The following is a 14,584-nucleotide window of genomic DNA, read 5'->3' as shown; positions in this document are numbered from 1 at the left end:
CCTGCGGCGATCATGTCCGGATGACCCACGCCAGCCGACGCACCGTCCTCACCGCGCTCGCCACCGCCGCCGTCACCGGGCCCCTGCTGGGCACCGTGGCCGCGCCGCGGGCCCACGCCACCGACGAGCTCGACCTCTACACCTCCAACACCGACCTCTACAAGCAGCTGGCCGGGCAGGAGGGGACCGAGTTCGCGCGCCGCTACAAGCGGCACGAGTTCCTCGACCACAGCTACACGGAGAGACACCCCTACAACCGCACCACCGTCCTCGCCATGCACGGTGGCGGCATCGAGGTGGGCACGTCCGAGCTGTGCTTCGGCATAGCCGGCTACCACCCGGCCACCCTCCAGCCCGTCGACGACGGACTCGGCGTCCACGACTACTGGATGTTCGAGGGGCTGCGCAGCTCCAACAACCGCGAACTGCACGTCACCGCCAAGAACAACGACGACCACGTCTGCCTCTCGATGGTCCGCTCCAGCCTCAACGTGCTGAGCCTGCACGGCTGCACGGCCGCCCAGGCGCACACCGCCAACCCGCAGGCCGTCGTCGTCGGCGGGCTCAACGAGCGGTTCAAGACCCTCCTCAAGGCCGAGTTCGACAGGGCCGGCATCGCCTGGAAGGACGGCAACGACCCCGAGGTCCGCGACCTCGCCGGCGTCAACCCCGACAACCCCTGCAACCGCACCATGCTCGACAAGGGCGGCCAGCTGGAGCTCACCACCGAGCTGCGCGCCGCGATGTTCTCCGTCAACACCCGTGCCGGACGCGCCGGCAGCACCACGGCCCGGTACTGGGACTTCGTCCGCGCCTGCCGCGCCGCCATCGCCCGACTGCACCAGGACCCCGACCAGGTCGTCCTCTGACCCCGGGGAACGACGGAGGCCCGGTCCGCGAACCCTCCGCGGACCGGGCCTCCACCCGTGGGGGACGACGGCCGGTCAGGCCGGCGCCGCCGGGTGCGGCGGCTGCGGCAGCCGCGCCGCCGCGGCCGCGTCGAGCAGCCACAGCGTCCGCGCCAGCCCGTACGCGCCGGCCGCCGGCGCCTGCACCTCACCGGCACCGGACAGGGCGAGGGCCGCGGCCTGCGCCTTGTCCTCACCCGCCGCCAGCAGCCACACCTCGCGCGCCGAGCGGATCGCCGGGAGCGTCAGGGAGATCCGGGTCGGCGGCGGCTTCGGCGCGCCGTGCACGCCCACCACCGTCCGCTCGGTCTCCCGCACCGCCGGGTGCTCCGGGAACAGCGACGCGACGTGGGTGTCCGGGCCGACGCCCAGCATGAGCACGTCGAACCGCGGGACCGGCCCGCGGCTCTCCGGGTGGGCCGCGGCGGCCAGCTCCCGCGCGTACGCGGCGGCGGCGGCGTCGACGTCCGCGCCGTACGGGCCGTCCGCCGCCGGCATCGGGTGCACCCGGGCGGGGTCCAGCGGCACGCTGTCGAGCAGCGCGGCCCGCGCCTGCGTGTCGTTCCGGTCGGGGTCGCCCTCCGGCAGGAACCGCTCGTCGCCCCACCACAGGTCGAGCCGCGACCAGTCGACCGCGTCCCGCGCGGGGGCCGAACGCAGCGCGGCGAGCAGGCCGTTGCCGTTGCGGCCACCGGTGAGGACCACCGACGCGGAGCCGCGGGCGGCCTGCGCGTCGACGATCCGGGTGATGAGCCGGGCGGCGGCGGCCTGCGCCATCAGCTCCTTGTCGCGGTGGACGACCAGCTGGGGTGCGTTCACTTGGCGGCCGCCTTCTTCGCCGGCGCCTTCTTCGCGCCGGACTTCCCCGTGGGGGCGGAAGCGGCCGTACCGTCGCCACCGACGGCGTCACCCTGGGCCGACGCGTCCGCGGCCGACGCGTCCGCGGACGAGTCCGGCGACGGGTCCGCGGCGGGAGCCGGAGCGCCGGCCGCGTCGTCCGCCGCCTCGCCCAGCCGCTCGACCCCGTACCGCAGCGCCGAGGCGTACGTGTCGTCCGGGTCCAGCCGCCGCAGTTCCTCCGCGATCAGCTCGGCGGTCTCGCGGCGCTTCAGCGCCACCGCCCGGTCCGGCTGCCCCTGCACGCAGAGCGTGGCGAGCGAGCCGTCCGGCCGGTCCAGCACGATCGGCCCGCAGTCCGTCTCCAGCCGTACGGCGGTGAGGCCGGGGCCCGCGGACGCCGTACGGCGCACCGCGATCCCGAGCCGGTCCGCCAGCCACATGGCGAGCAGCTCCACGCTCGGGTTGAACTCCTCGCCCTCCACCTCGGCCGAGGCCACCTGGCAGGCGATCTGGTCGAGGGCCGCGGCGAGCATCGAGCGCCACGGCGTGATCCGGGTCCAGGCCAGGTCCGTGTCGCCCGGCGTGTACGCGGCGGCGCGCGCGGCCAGTTCGCGGACCGGGTCCTCGGTGTTGTACATGTCGGTCACCCGGCGCTGGGCGAGCGCGCCCAGCGGGTCGCTGGCCGGGTCGGTCGGCGCGTTGACCGGCCACCAGACCACCACGGGCGCGTCGGGCAGCAGCAGCGGCAGCACGACCGACTGGGCGTGGTCGATGACCTCGCCCCGCAGCCGCAGGATGACCGTTTCGCCGGTGCCCGCGTCCGCGCCGACCCGCACCTCCGCGTCCAGGCGGGCCTTCGCCCGGTCGCGCGGCGAACGCGAGACCCGCTTGATCACGACGAGCTTGCGCGACGGGTGCTCGCGGGAGGCCTCGTTGGCCGCCCGGAGCGCGTCGTAGGCGTTCTCCTCGTCGGTGACGATGACCAGGGTCAGCACCATGCCGACGGCCGGCGTGCCGATGGCGCGCCGCCCCTGCACCAGCGCCTTGTTGATCTTGCTGGAGGTGGTGTCCGTAAGGTCGATCTTCATGGCCGGCGCCAGCTCCGTCCGTCTCGTGCGAGCATTTCGTCCGCCTCCACCGGACCCCACGTGCCCGCCTGGTACTGCGCGGGCCTGCCGTGCGTGTCCCAGTACTCCTCGATCGGGTCGAGGATCCGCCACGACAGCTCGACCTCCTCCACGCGCGGGAAGAGGTTGGCGTCGCCGAGGAGGACGTCGAGGATCAGCCGCTCGTACGCCTCCGGGCTGGACTCGGTGAACGACTCGCCGTAGGCGAAGTCCATCGAGACGTCCCGCACCTCCATCGAGGTGCCCGGCACCTTCGAGCCGAACCGCATGGTCACGCCCTCGTCCGGCTGGACGCGGATCACCAGGGCGTTGTGGCCCAGCTCCTCCGTCGCCGTGTGGTCGAAGGGGGAGTGCGGGGCCCGCTGGAAGACGACCGCGATCTCCGTCACCCGGCGGCCCAGGCGCTTGCCGGTCCGCAGGTAGAAGGGGACGCCCGCCCAGCGGCGGTTGTCGATCTCCAGCTTGATCGCGGCGTACGTGTCGGTCTTGGAGGCGGGGTCGATGCCCTCCTCCTCCAGGTAGCCGACGGCCTTCTCGCCGCCCTGCCACCCGGCCGCGTACTGGCCGCGCACCGTCGAGGCGCCCAGGTCCTTGGGCAGCCGCACGGCGCCCAGCACCTTGGTCTTCTCGGCGGCGAGCGCGTCCGCGCCGAAGGAGGCGGGCTCCTCCATCGCGGTCAGCGCGAGCAGCTGGAGCAGGTGGTTCTGGATGACGTCGCGGGCGGCGCCGATGCCGTCGTAGTAGCCGGCGCGGCCGCCGATGCCGATGTCCTCGGCCATGGTGATCTGCACGTGGTCGACGTACGACCGGTTCCAGATCGGCTCGAAGAGGGTGTTGGCGAACCGCAGCGCCAGGATGTTCTGGACGGTCTCCTTGCCCAGGTAGTGGTCGATCCGGAACACCTGGTCCGGGGTGAACACCTCGTGGACGATCGCGTTCAGCTCCTGGGCCGACACGAGGTCGTGCCCGAACGGCTTCTCGATGACCGCGCGCCGCCAGCACCCCTGCCGCTGCTCGGCCAGCCCGTGCTGCTTCAGCTGCTGGACGACCACGGGGAAGAACTTGGGCGGCACGGAGAGGTAGAAGGCGAAGTTGCCGCCGGTCCCCTGCGCCTTGTCCAGCTCGTCCATGGTGGCCTTGAGCTGCTCGAACGCCGTGTCGTCGTCGAAGTCACCCTGGACGAACCGCATGCCCTGGATCAGCTGCTGCCACACCTCCTCGCGGAAGGGGGTGCGCGCGTGCTGCTTCACCGCGTCGTGGACGACCTGCGCGAAGTCCTCGTCCTGCCACTCGCGGCGGGCGAAGCCGATCAGCGCGAAGCCCGGCGGCAGCAGCCCCCGGTTCGCCAGATCGTAGACGGCGGGCATCAGCTTTTTGCGTGACAAATCGCCCGTGACGCCGAAGATGACCAGGCCCGACGGCCCCGCGATGCGCGGGAGCCGTCGGTCCGCGGCGTCACGCAGCGGATTGCTGCTGTGCAAGGTCCTACGCCTCCGAAGGGGCGAGGCGCTTCAGCTCCGCCTCGGTCGACGCCAACAGGTCGTTCCAGGCCGCCTCGAACTTGCTGACGCCCTCGTCCTCCAGCAGCTGGACCACCTCGTCGTAGCCGATGCCCAGCTCGGCGAGCGCGTCCAGGTCCGCACGGGCCTGCTCGTACGTGCCGGTGACGGTGTCGCCGCGGATCTCACCGCGCGCGGCGGTGGCCTCCAGCGTCGCCTCCGGCATCGTGTTCACCGTGCCTGGCGCGACCAGCTCGTCCACGTACAAGGTGTCCTTGTACGCCGGGTCCTTCACGCCCGTCGACGCCCACAGCGGACGCTGCTTGTTGGCCTGCGCCCGGTCCAGGGCGGCCCAGCGCTCGGAGGAGAACACCTCCTCGTATGCCTCGTAGGCCAAGCGCGCGTTGGCCAGGGCGGCCTTGCCGCGCAGCGCCTTCGCCTCGGGCGTGCCGATGCCGTCCAGGCGCTTGTCGATCTCGGTGTCCACGCGGGACACGAAGAACGACGCCACCGAGTGGATCTTCGACAGGTCCAGGCCGCGCTCTTTGGCCTTCTCCAGGCCGATGAGGTACGCCTCCATCACCCGGCGGTAGCGCTCCAGGGAGAAGATCAGCGTGACGTTGACGCTGATGCCCAGGCCGATGACCTCCGCGATGGCGGGCAGGCCCGCCTCGGTCGCGGGGATCTTGATGAGCGTGTTCGGCCGGTCCACCAGCCACGCCAGCTGCTTCGCCTCGGCGACCGTCGCCCGCGTGTCGTGCGCGAGCCGCGGGTCGACCTCGATCGACACCCGGCCGTCCTGGCCCTGCGTCGCGTCGAAGACGGGACGCAGGATGTCGGCGGCGTCCCGGACGTCCGCCGTCGTGATCATGCGGATGGCCTCTTCGACCGTCACCTTGCGGGCCGCGAGGTCGGTCAGCTGGGTGTCGTAGCCGTGGCCCTCGGAGATCGCCTTCTGGAAGATCGACGGGTTGGTGGTGACACCCACCACGTGCTGCTCGTCGATCAGCTCCGCCAGGTTGCCGGAGGTGATCCGCTTGCGGGACAGGTCGTCGAGCCAGATCGCGACGCCTTCGTCGGAGAGGCGCTTGAGTGCGTCTGTCATGAGGATTGCATCTCCTACTCGTGCTTGTGTGGGCGTCAGCGTGTCGCGGCCGCGATCGATTCCCGCGCGGCGGCGGCGATGGCGTCCGGGGTGAAGCCGTACTCCCGGAAGAGCAGCTTGCCGTCGGCCGACGCACCGAAGTGCTCCAGCGACACGATCCGGCCCGCGTCACCGACGTACCGGTGCCAGGTCAGACCGATACCGGCCTCCACCGCCACCCGCGCCTTCACCGACGGGGGCAGCACCGCATCCCGGTACCCCTGGTCCTGCTCCTCGAACCACTCGACGCACGGCATCGACACCACACGCGTGGGCACGCCCGCCGCCTGGAGCTGCTCGCGCGCCTCCACGGCCAGGTGCACCTCGGAGCCCGTGGCGATCAGCACGGCCTGCGGCTCGCCGCCCTCGGCGTCGACGAGCACGTAGCCGCCCCTGGCCGCGCCCTCGTTCCACTCGTAGGTCGGCACGCCCTGGCGGGTCAGCGCCAGACCGTGCGGGGCGCCCTTGCCGAACTCCTTCGTCCAGCGCCTGAGGACCTCGCGCCAGGCGATCGCCGTCTCGTTCGCGTCGGCCGGGCGGACCACGTTCAGGCCGGGGATGGCGCGCAGCGACGCCAGGTGCTCCACCGGCTGGTGGGTCGGGCCGTCCTCGCCGAGGCCGATCGAGTCGTGCGTCCACACGTACGTCACCGGCAGGTGCATCAGCGCCGAGAGCCGGACCGCGTTGCGCATGTAGTCGGAGAACACCAGGAAGGTGCCGCCGAAGATCCGCGTGTTGCCGTGCAGCGCGATGCCGTTCATCTCGGCGGCCATCGCGTGCTCGCGGATACCGAAGTGGATCGTGCGGCCGTACGGGTCGGCCTCCGGCAGCGGGTTGCCCTCCGGCAGGAACGACGACGTCTTGTCGATCGTCGTGTTGTTCGAGCCCGCCAGGTCGGCGGAACCGCCCCACAGCTCGGGGACGACCGCGCCGAGCGCCTGGAGGACCTTGCCGGACGCGGCGCGCGTGGCGACGCCCTTGCCCGCCTCGAAGACCGGGAGCTTCTCCTCCCAGCCCTTGGGCAGCTCGCCCGCGGAGATCCGGTCGAACTCGGCCGCGCGCTCCGGGTTGGCGGCGCGCCACTCCCGGAGGTCCTTCTCCCAGGCGGCGCGGGCCTCGCGGCCCCGGTCCAGCGCCTTGCGGGTGTGCGCGATGACCTCGTCGGACACCTCGAACGTCTTCTCCGGGTCGAAGCCCAGGACGCGCTTGGTGGCCGCGACCTCCTCGTCGCCCAGCGCGGAGCCGTGGGACGCCTCGGTGTTCTGCGCGTTCGGCGCGGGCCAGGCGATGATCGAGCGCATCGCGATGAACGACGGGCGGCCGGTCTCCGCCTTCGCCGCCTGGATCGCCGCGTACAGGGCCGCCGGGTCGAGGTCGCCGTTCTCCTGCTGCTCGACGCGCTGCACGTGCCAGCCGTACGCCTCGTACCGCTTCAGGGTGTCCTCGGACACGGCGGTCTCGGTGTCGCCCTCGATCGAGATGTGGTTGTCGTCCCACAGCATGATCAGGTTGCCGAGCCTCTGGTGGCCGGCCGTCGAGGACGCCTCCGCGGAGATGCCCTCCTGGAGGCAGCCGTCACCGGCGACGACGTACACGAAGTGGTCGAACGGCGAGGTGCCGGGCGCCGCCTCCGGATCGAACAGGCCGCGCTCGTAGCGGGCGGCCATCGCCATGCCCACGGCGTTGGCGACACCCTGGCCCAGCGGGCCGGTCGTCGTCTCCACGCCCCTGGTGTGGCCGTACTCCGGGTGGCCCGGGGTCTTCGAGCCCCAGGTGCGGAACGCCTTCAGGTCGTCCAGCTCCAGGCCGAACCCGGCCAGGTAGAGCTGGGTGTACAGCGTCAGCGAGGAGTGGCCCGCGGACAGCACGAAGCGGTCGCGTCCGGCCCAGTCCGGGTCCGCCGGGTCGTGGCGCATCACCTTCTGGAAGAGCGTGTACGCCGCGGGGGCCAGGCTCATGGCCGTACCAGGATGGCCGTTGCCGACCTTCTGTACGGCGTCCGCGGCCAGGACACGGGCGGTGTCTACGGCACGCTGGTCCAATGCGGTCCACTCGAGGTCTGTGGTGGTCGGCTTGGTGCTCACCCTCGGTCAGGGCTCCTCTCCACATGTCGCATGCCGATGACGTCGGTGCACCGGCCGCTGCCGAGCCTATCCCGTCACCAGGCCCGATTTTCCGGCTCTCGACCGGGTGCCGCCACCCGCGACCACCCCCGTGCACCACGTGTACACGGGCCCGCTCATCCGATCGCTCATCCGTGCCCCGACCGCCCGGACGGCGCTCATCGGAGCGCTCGTACGAGAGGGGGAGCCGCCCGTATGCGCCCCGCCCCTCCCGTCGCCCCGGGGAGGGGGAACACGACCCACCCCCGCGAAGGGCGGAGTAGGGGCAACGTCTACAGTGGCGTGGTACGCGCGAGTCTTCACCGGCCCATCACGTCCAGGGGCGGGCTCGCAGGGATGTCTCTGTCAGGGGTGTGCGTGACGGCCGTCGAATCCCGTCCAGCGGGTGGGCTCGGGACGAGCCCCGTCCATCGGCCATTCGGGGCCCGCGCCAAGGCGTTCGTGGCGCTGACCAAGCCGCGGATCATCGAATTGCTGTTGATCACCACGGTACCGGTCATGTTCCTCGCGGAACAGGGTGTACCGGATCTGCTGCTGGTGCTCCACACGTGTTTCGCCGGTTACCTCTCGGCGGGCGGCGCCAACGCGCTGAACATGTACATCGACCGGGACATCGACGCGCTCATGGACCGCACGTCGCAGCGTCCCCTCGTCACCGGCATGGTCTCGCCCCGCGAGGGCCTGGTGTTCGGTCTCGGGCTCGGTGTGGTGTCCACGCTCTGGTTCGGCCTGTTCGTCAACTGGCTGTCGGCGTGGCTCGCCCTCGGCGCGCTCCTCTTCTACGTCGTCGTCTACACGATGATCCTCAAGCGCCGCACGGCGCAGAACATCGTGTGGGGCGGCATCGCCGGCTGCATGCCGGTCCTCATCGGCTGGTCGTCGGTCACGAACTCCATGTCGTGGGCCGCGGTCATCCTCTTCCTCGTCATCTTCTTCTGGACCCCGCCGCACTACTGGCCGCTGTCCATGAAGGTGAAGGAGGACTACGCGCGCGTCGGCGTGCCGATGCTCCCGGTCCTCGTCTCCAACAAGGCCGTGGCCCGGCAGATCGTCCTCTACAGCTGGATGATGGTCCTCGTCTCGCTGCTGCTCCAGCCGCTCGGCTACACCGGCTGGTTCTACACGGTGGTGGCGCTGGTCACCGGCGGCTGGTGGCTGTGGGAGGCGCACGCCCTCCAGCACCGCGCCCGGTCCGGTGAGACCGGCGCGAAGCTGAAGGAGATGCGGCTCTTCCACTGGTCCATCACGTACGCGTCACTGCTGTTCGTGGCGGTCGCCGTGGACCCGTTCCTGCGCTGACCGCACGACCGGGCCGCCCCACGGGCGGGTCGCGTGGCCAAGGCCACGTGGCCCGCCCGTCGCACGTTGATCTACCCGGCAGTAGCATCCTGTCCATGGCAGACACCACCAAGCAGGCAGAGCGCACGGCGGCGAAGCTCGCCCGGCAGATCCAGGCGTTCGCCACGGAGCACGGCGGCGCCCAGGGCCAGCTCGCCTACCTAGGGCAGGCGGGCACGCGCATCGTGCTGGTCGGCGAGGACGGCGGCTGGGGCGACCTGGTAGCGCCGACCGGGCAGATCGCGCAGGACGCCGCCGAGCGGGCCGGCCTGACCCTGCACGAGTCCTTCGACGGCGAGCTCGCCGCGAAGGTCCGCACGGGCCCGTACGAGTGGAGCCGCATGGCCGGCATCCAGATCGGCGGCAAGACCGCCGGGTGACGCGGCGCCCCCCGCGGCCCCGCACCACGACCCCCCCCGCACCACGGCTCCCGTGCCGCGGCGCACGAACGCCCGGGGCGTCACCGGCGAGGAACGACCTCCTCGCCGGTGACGCCCCGGGCGTCTTCCGTGACCCCCGCCGGCGCTACGCCGCCACGAGCGCCGCGTCGTCCGTCCGGGTGGGATCCGGCGCCGCGTCCCGGGGCCGCTCGCGCAGGCTCAGGGCCAGCCGCAGCACGGCGATCCACAGGAGCGCCGAGCCGAGCATGTGGACGCCCACCAGGATCTCCGGGACGCCGGTGAAGTACTGCACGTAGCCGATGCCCCCCTGGAGCAGCAGCACCACCAGCAGGTCCCGGGCGCGCGCCCGGGTGTCGTCCGGGGCGTCGACCACCCGCAGCACGAAGAACATGGCGACCGCACCCACGCAGACGATCCACGCGAACGCCGCGTGCACCTGGGCGGCCGTGGTGTAGTCGAACGGCATGCGCGGTACGTCGCTGCTGTCGCCCGCGTGCTTGCCGCTGCCCGTCACGCCGGTGCCCGCCACGATCAGCACGCCCGACACGAGGACCAGCGCCCAGCCCAGCTTCCGCACCGGGCCGGGGACGCGCGGACGCGGCGGGGCGTCGCCCTCGCCGGTGCGCACCCAGGTGACGACCGCCACGGTCAGCAGCGCGTTCGCGGCGATGAAGTGACCGGCCACCGTCCACGGGTTCAGGCCCGTCCAGACGGCGATGCCGCCGAGCACGGCGTTGCTCGCGACGATCCAGAACTGCAGCCAGCCCAGCCGGGACAGCCCGCGGCGCCACGGCTTGGTGGACCGCGCCGCGACGATCGCCCAGCCGACGGCCGCCGACAGCACGTACGTCAGCAGCCGGTTGCCGAACTCGATGGCACCGTGGATGCCCTGCTCGGGCGTGGCGAACAGGCTGTCGTCGGTGCACTTGGGCCAGGTGTCGCAGCCGAGGCCGGAGCCGGTCAGCCGGACCGCGCCGCCCGTGACGACGATGACGACGGTCATGACGACCGCGGAGAACGCGGCCCGCCGGAGCGTCCGGGGGGACGGGGTCCAGCGCTGGGCGATGAAGGCGAGGGGGGTCAACACGGACCTATCGTAAGTCGGCGCTTGTGCACGCTTTCACGAGGGGGTGGGGCCGCGCCTACTCCCAGCGGAAGAAGCGCGCCGCCGCGCCCAGCCCCGCCGCCGCCCAGGCGGCGAGGACGCCGAGCCGGTCCCACGGCACGCCGGCGCCGTGCAGGAGCACGTCGCGCAGCCCGTCGGAGAGCGCCGAGATCGGCAGCCACTCCAGCACCGCGCGCGCCGCGTCCGGGAACCTGTCGAGCGGGACGATCACCCCGCCGCCCACCAGGAGCAGCAGGAAGACCAGGTTCGCCGCCGCCAGGGTCGCCTCGGCCCTCAGCGTGCCGGCCATCAGCAGGCCGAGCCCGGAGAACGCGGCGGTGCCGGCGACGAGCAGCAGGAGCACCGCGAGGGGACCGCCCCGCGGCGACCAGCCGAGCCCGAGGGCGATCGCGGTCAGCAGCAGGACCTGGAGCACCTCGGTGACCAGCACGGACAGCGTCTTGGCCGCCATCAGCGCCCAGCGGGGGAGCGGGGACGCGCCGAGCCGCTTGAGCACCCCGTACCGCCGCTCGAAGCCGGTGGCGATGGCCTGGCCGGTGAAGGCGGTGGACATCACCGCGAGGGCGAGGACGCCGGGGGCGAGGAAGTCCACGGCCTCGCCCGCGCCGGTGTCGACGATGTCGACGGTGGAGAACAGCACCAGCAGCAGGGACGGGATGACGACGGTGAGCAGCAGCTGCTCGCCGTTGCGCAGCAGCATCCGCGTCTCCAGCGCGGCCTGCGCGACGATCATCCGCCCGACCGGTGCGGCCCCCGGCCTGGGGGTGTACGTACCGCTGTTCATCCGCGCAGCTCCTTGCCGGTCAGCTCCAGGAAGACGTCCTCGAGGGTGCGGCGCTCGACCGCGATGCCGTCCGGCATCACCCCGTTCTGGGCGCACCAGCTGGTGACCGTGGCGAGGAGCTGCGGGTCGATCGTGCCGGTGATCCGGTACGAGCCCGGGGCGGTCTCGGCGGCGGCCGTGCCGTCGGGCAGGGCCTTCAGCAGGGAGCCCAGGTCGAGGCCGGGGCGGCCGGTGAAGCGCAGGGAGTTCTCGGCGCCGCCGCGGCACAGCCGCTCGGGGCTGCCCTGGGCGACGACCCGCCCGGCGTCGACGATCGCCACGTCGTCGGCGAGCTGCTCGGCCTCGTCCATGAAGTGGGTGGTGAGGACCACGGTCACGCCGTCCGCGCGCAGCTCGCGCACCAGGTCCCAGGTGGAGCGGCGGGCCTGCGGGTCGAGGCCCGCGGTCGGCTCGTCCAGGAAGACCAGCTCGGGCCGGCCGACGACGGCCAGGGCGAGGGCGAGCCGCTGCTGCTGCCCGCCGGACAGGCGCCGGTACGTCGTGCGGCCGCACGAGCCCAGGCCCAGGCGTTCGACCAGGGCGTCCACGTCGAGGGGATGGGCGTGCAGCCGCGCCATGTGGCGGAGCATCTCGTCGGCGCGGGCGCCCGAGTAGACGCCGCCGGACTGGAGCATCACGCCGATGCGGGGGCGCAGCCGGGCCGCGTCGGCGACCGGGTCGAGGCCGAGGACGCGCACGGTGCCCGCGTCGGGCCGGCGGTAGCCCTCGCAGGTCTCGACGGTGGTGGTCTTGCCGGCGCCGTTGGGGCCGAGGACGGCGGTGACGGTGCCCGCGCGGACGTCGAGGTCGAGCCCGTCCACCGCGGTCTTGCTCCCGTACCGCTTGACCAGGCCCCGTACCTGGACGGCGGACTCATTTCGCATGGCAGCCAAGTCTAGGCAGCCGCCGGGCGCCTCCGGGCCGCGGGGCCCCGGCGGGCCCCCGCGGGCGGCACCGGCGATCGCCGGTGATCGTTTCCGCAGGTCAGGTTAGGTTTCCCTAAGTGACGCACGGCACCGACGGGCCGTGTCGGCGCGGCTTGTCACTCTCTTCGGAATTACGCAACAATGGCGTTGTGAAAAACGTCGGTGAGGCTTCCACGACCTCCGGGGAGGAACTCGCGACCGGGGAGCGGTCCACCCGCAACCGGGTCGCGCGGTCCATCCTGGACCATGGTCCGTCCACCGTCGCGGAACTCGCCCAGCGGCTCGGCCTCACCCAGGCCGCCGTGCGCCGCCATCTCGACGCCCTCGTCGCGGACGACGTGGTCGCCCCGCGCGAGCAGCGCGTCTACGGCGCCCGCACCCGGGGCCGCCCCGCCAAGGTCTTCGCGCTCACGGACTGCGGACGTGACGCCTTCGACCAGTCGTACGACAGCCTCGCGGTCGACGCCCTGCGCTGGATCGAGCAGAACGCCGGCGGGGAGGCCGCCGTCGCGGCGTTCGCCCGGGACCGGATCGAGGCGCAGGCGGAGGCGTACCGCGAGGCCGTCGAGTCGGTGCCGCCGCGCGAGCGGGCCCGGGCACTGGCCAAGGCGCTCAGCGCCGACGGGTACGCTGCGACGGCACGCGAGGCGCCGGTCGGACAGGTCGGCCAGCAGCTGTGCCAGCACCACTGCCCGGTCGCCCACGTCGCGGAGCGCTACCCGCAGCTCTGCGAGGCGGAGACGGAGATCTTCTCCCGTCTGCTGGGGACGCACGTCCAACGCCTGGCCACCATCGCGCACGGCGACGGGGTCTGCACGACGTTCATTCCGCACAGCGATCCGAGACACCCCAAGACCCCTTCATCACCATCCGCAAGCACGGCCGGGAGGAACCCCGCATGACCACCGAGATCAGCCACCCCGAGCTCGAGGGCCTGGGTCGGTACGAATATGGCTGGGCCGACCCCGACGCGGCCGGTGCCGTCGCCAAGCGCGGTCTGAACGAGGACGTCGTCCGCGACATCTCCGCGAAGAAGAACGAGCCCGAGTGGATGCTGAAGCTGCGGCTGAAGGGTCTGCGCCTGTTCGACAAGAAGCCCATGCCGACCTGGGGCTCCGACCTCTCCGGCATCGACTTCGACAACATCAAGTACTTCGTCCGGTCCACCGAGAAGCAGGCCGCGTCCTGGGAGGACCTGCCCGAGGACATCAAGAACACGTACGACAAGCTCGGCATCCCCGAGGCGGAGAAGCAGCGCCTCGTCGCCGGTGTCGCGGCCCAGTACGAGTCCGAGGTCGTCTACCACCAGATCCGCGAGGACCTGGAGTCCCAGGGCGTGATCTTCCTCGACACGGACACCGCCCTGAAGGAGCACCCGGAGCTCTTCCAGGAGTACTTCGGCACGGTCATCCCGGTCGGCGACAACAAGTTCGCCTCGCTGAACACGGCCGTGTGGTCCGGCGGCTCCTTCATCTACGTGCCGAAGGGCGTGCACGTCGACATCCCGCTCCAGGCCTACTTCCGGATCAACACGGAGAACATGGGCCAGTTCGAGCGGACGCTGATCATCGTCGACGAGGACGCCTACGTCCACTACGTCGAGGGCTGCACCGCCCCGATCTACTCGTCCGACTCGCTGCACAGCGCCGTCGTCGAGATCATCGTCAAGAAGGGCGGCCGCTGCCGCTACACGACCATCCAGAACTGGTCGAACAACGTCTACAACCTGGTCACCAAGCGTGCCGTGGCGTACGAGGGCGCGACCATGGAGTGGGTCGACGGCAACATCGGCTCCAAGGTCACCATGAAGTACCCGGCCGTCTACCTGATGGGCGAGCACGCCAAGGGTGAGACCCTGTCCATCGCCTTCGCCGGCGAGGGCCAGCACCAGGACGCCGGCGCCAAGATGGTCCACATGGCGCCGAACACCTCCTCCAACATCGTCTCCAAGTCGGTGGCGCGAGGCGGCGGCCGCACCTCCTACCGCGGTCTCATCGAGATCGGCGAGGGCGCCCCGGGCTCCAAGTCCAACGTGCTCTGCGACGCCCTGCTCGTCGACACGATCTCCCGCTCCGACACCTACCCGTACGTCGACGTGCGCGAGGACGACGTGTCCATGGGCCACGAGGCCACGGTCTCGAAGGTCTCCGAGGACCAGCTCTTCTACCTGATGAGCCGCGGTCTCTCCGAGGACGAGGCCATGGCGATGATCGTGCGCGGCTTCGTCGAGCCGATCGCCAAGGAGCTGCCGATGGAGTACGCGCTGGAGCTCAACCGGCTGATCGAGCTGCAGATGGAGGGCGCGGTCGGCTGACCCGGCCCGCCCGAA

The 14,584-nt window shown here is 71.8% G+C and carries 13 protein-coding genes; 5 read left to right on the top strand and 8 right to left on the bottom strand.

The genetic code is table 11. The features are described 5' to 3' along the window. Positions 1 to 20 precede the first annotated feature (20 nt). Positions 21 to 869 (top strand): poly-gamma-glutamate hydrolase family protein, encoded by an 849-nt coding sequence (locus IE106_RS24570; RefSeq protein WP_189537377.1) that lies wholly within the window; start codon positions 21 to 23, stop codon positions 867 to 869. Positions 870 to 944: 75 nt separating this feature from the next. On the opposite strand, the gene pgl is transcribed toward IE106_RS24570, so the two are convergent. The 5 genes from pgl to tkt are packed head-to-tail and all read right to left on the bottom strand — an operon-like array spanning position 945 to position 7,602. After that, complete coding sequence (gene pgl, locus IE106_RS24565) at positions 945 to 1,727, bottom strand: 6-phosphogluconolactonase (RefSeq protein WP_189537376.1); 783 nt, start codon at positions 1,725 to 1,727, stop codon at positions 945 to 947. Continuing rightward, positions 1,724 to 2,836: a glucose-6-phosphate dehydrogenase assembly protein OpcA gene (opcA, locus tag IE106_RS24560; protein WP_189537375.1), complete on the bottom strand. Its 1,113-nt coding sequence runs from the start codon at positions 2,834 to 2,836 to the stop codon at positions 1,724 to 1,726. Before opcA ends, pgl begins: the two co-directional genes overlap by 4 nt. Beyond that, positions 2,833 to 4,356: a glucose-6-phosphate dehydrogenase gene (gene zwf, locus IE106_RS24555; protein ID WP_189537374.1), complete on the bottom strand. Its 1,524-nt coding sequence runs from the start codon at positions 4,354 to 4,356 to the stop codon at positions 2,833 to 2,835. Before zwf ends, opcA begins: the two co-directional genes overlap by 4 nt. Positions 4,357 to 4,360: 4 nt before the next feature. Beyond that, the gene (gene tal / locus IE106_RS24550; RefSeq protein WP_189537373.1) at positions 4,361 to 5,479 is read right to left on the bottom strand and encodes a transaldolase; all 1,119 of its coding nucleotides are present in this window, start codon (positions 5,477 to 5,479) and stop codon (positions 4,361 to 4,363) included. 35 nt (positions 5,480 to 5,514) lie between these two features. Next, positions 5,515 to 7,602: a transketolase gene (gene tkt / locus IE106_RS24545; RefSeq protein ID WP_189537372.1), complete on the bottom strand. Its 2,088-nt coding sequence runs from the start codon at positions 7,600 to 7,602 to the stop codon at positions 5,515 to 5,517. A gap of 375 nt (positions 7,603 to 7,977) precedes the next feature. Between tkt and IE106_RS24540 the strand changes: the two genes are divergently transcribed. Together IE106_RS24540 and IE106_RS24535 are read left to right on the top strand one after the other, a co-directional pair. Then, positions 7,978 to 8,940, top strand: coding sequence for a heme o synthase (locus IE106_RS24540; protein ID WP_189537371.1), 963 nt, complete (start codon positions 7,978 to 7,980; stop codon positions 8,938 to 8,940). Between the two features lie 95 nt (positions 8,941 to 9,035). Continuing rightward, positions 9,036 to 9,359 (top strand): hypothetical protein, encoded by a 324-nt coding sequence (locus IE106_RS24535; protein WP_189537370.1) that lies wholly within the window; start codon positions 9,036 to 9,038, stop codon positions 9,357 to 9,359. 145 nt (positions 9,360 to 9,504) lie between these two features. On the opposite strand, the gene IE106_RS24530 is transcribed toward IE106_RS24535, so the two are convergent. Genes IE106_RS24530 through IE106_RS24520 form a run of 3 tightly spaced genes read right to left on the bottom strand, consistent with a single transcriptional unit; the run spans position 9,505 to position 12,213 of the window. Next, positions 9,505 to 10,467, bottom strand: a complete 963-nt coding sequence (locus tag IE106_RS24530; protein WP_189537369.1) for a COX15/CtaA family protein — start codon at positions 10,465 to 10,467, stop codon at positions 9,505 to 9,507. 55 nt (positions 10,468 to 10,522) lie between these two features. Continuing rightward, complete coding sequence (locus IE106_RS24525; RefSeq protein ID WP_189537368.1) at positions 10,523 to 11,290, bottom strand: ABC transporter permease; 768 nt, start codon at positions 11,288 to 11,290, stop codon at positions 10,523 to 10,525. Beyond that, entirely contained in the window at positions 11,287 to 12,213 is a 927-nt protein-coding gene (locus tag IE106_RS24520) for an ABC transporter ATP-binding protein (RefSeq protein WP_189537367.1), read from the bottom strand. The genes IE106_RS24525 and IE106_RS24520 overlap by 4 nt, the downstream gene beginning before the upstream one ends. Positions 12,214 to 12,404: 191 nt before the next feature. On the opposite strand from IE106_RS24520, the gene IE106_RS24515 reads away from it, so the two are divergent. Next, entirely contained in the window at positions 12,405 to 13,157 is a 753-nt protein-coding gene (locus tag IE106_RS24515) for a helix-turn-helix transcriptional regulator (RefSeq protein WP_189537366.1), read from the top strand. Then, positions 13,154 to 14,569: a Fe-S cluster assembly protein SufB gene (gene sufB / locus IE106_RS24510; RefSeq protein WP_189537365.1), complete on the top strand. Its 1,416-nt coding sequence runs from the start codon at positions 13,154 to 13,156 to the stop codon at positions 14,567 to 14,569. The genes IE106_RS24515 and sufB overlap by 4 nt, the downstream gene beginning before the upstream one ends. Positions 14,570 to 14,584: the final 15 nt, after the last annotated feature.

The sequence above is a fragment of the Streptomyces roseolilacinus genome (assembly GCF_014649335.1).
GTDB classification, from domain to species: domain Bacteria; phylum Actinomycetota; class Actinomycetes; order Streptomycetales; family Streptomycetaceae; genus Streptomyces; species Streptomyces roseolilacinus.
The sequence above is the reverse complement of the archived record's forward strand: the minus strand, read 5'-3'. Positions and strand labels throughout refer to the sequence as shown.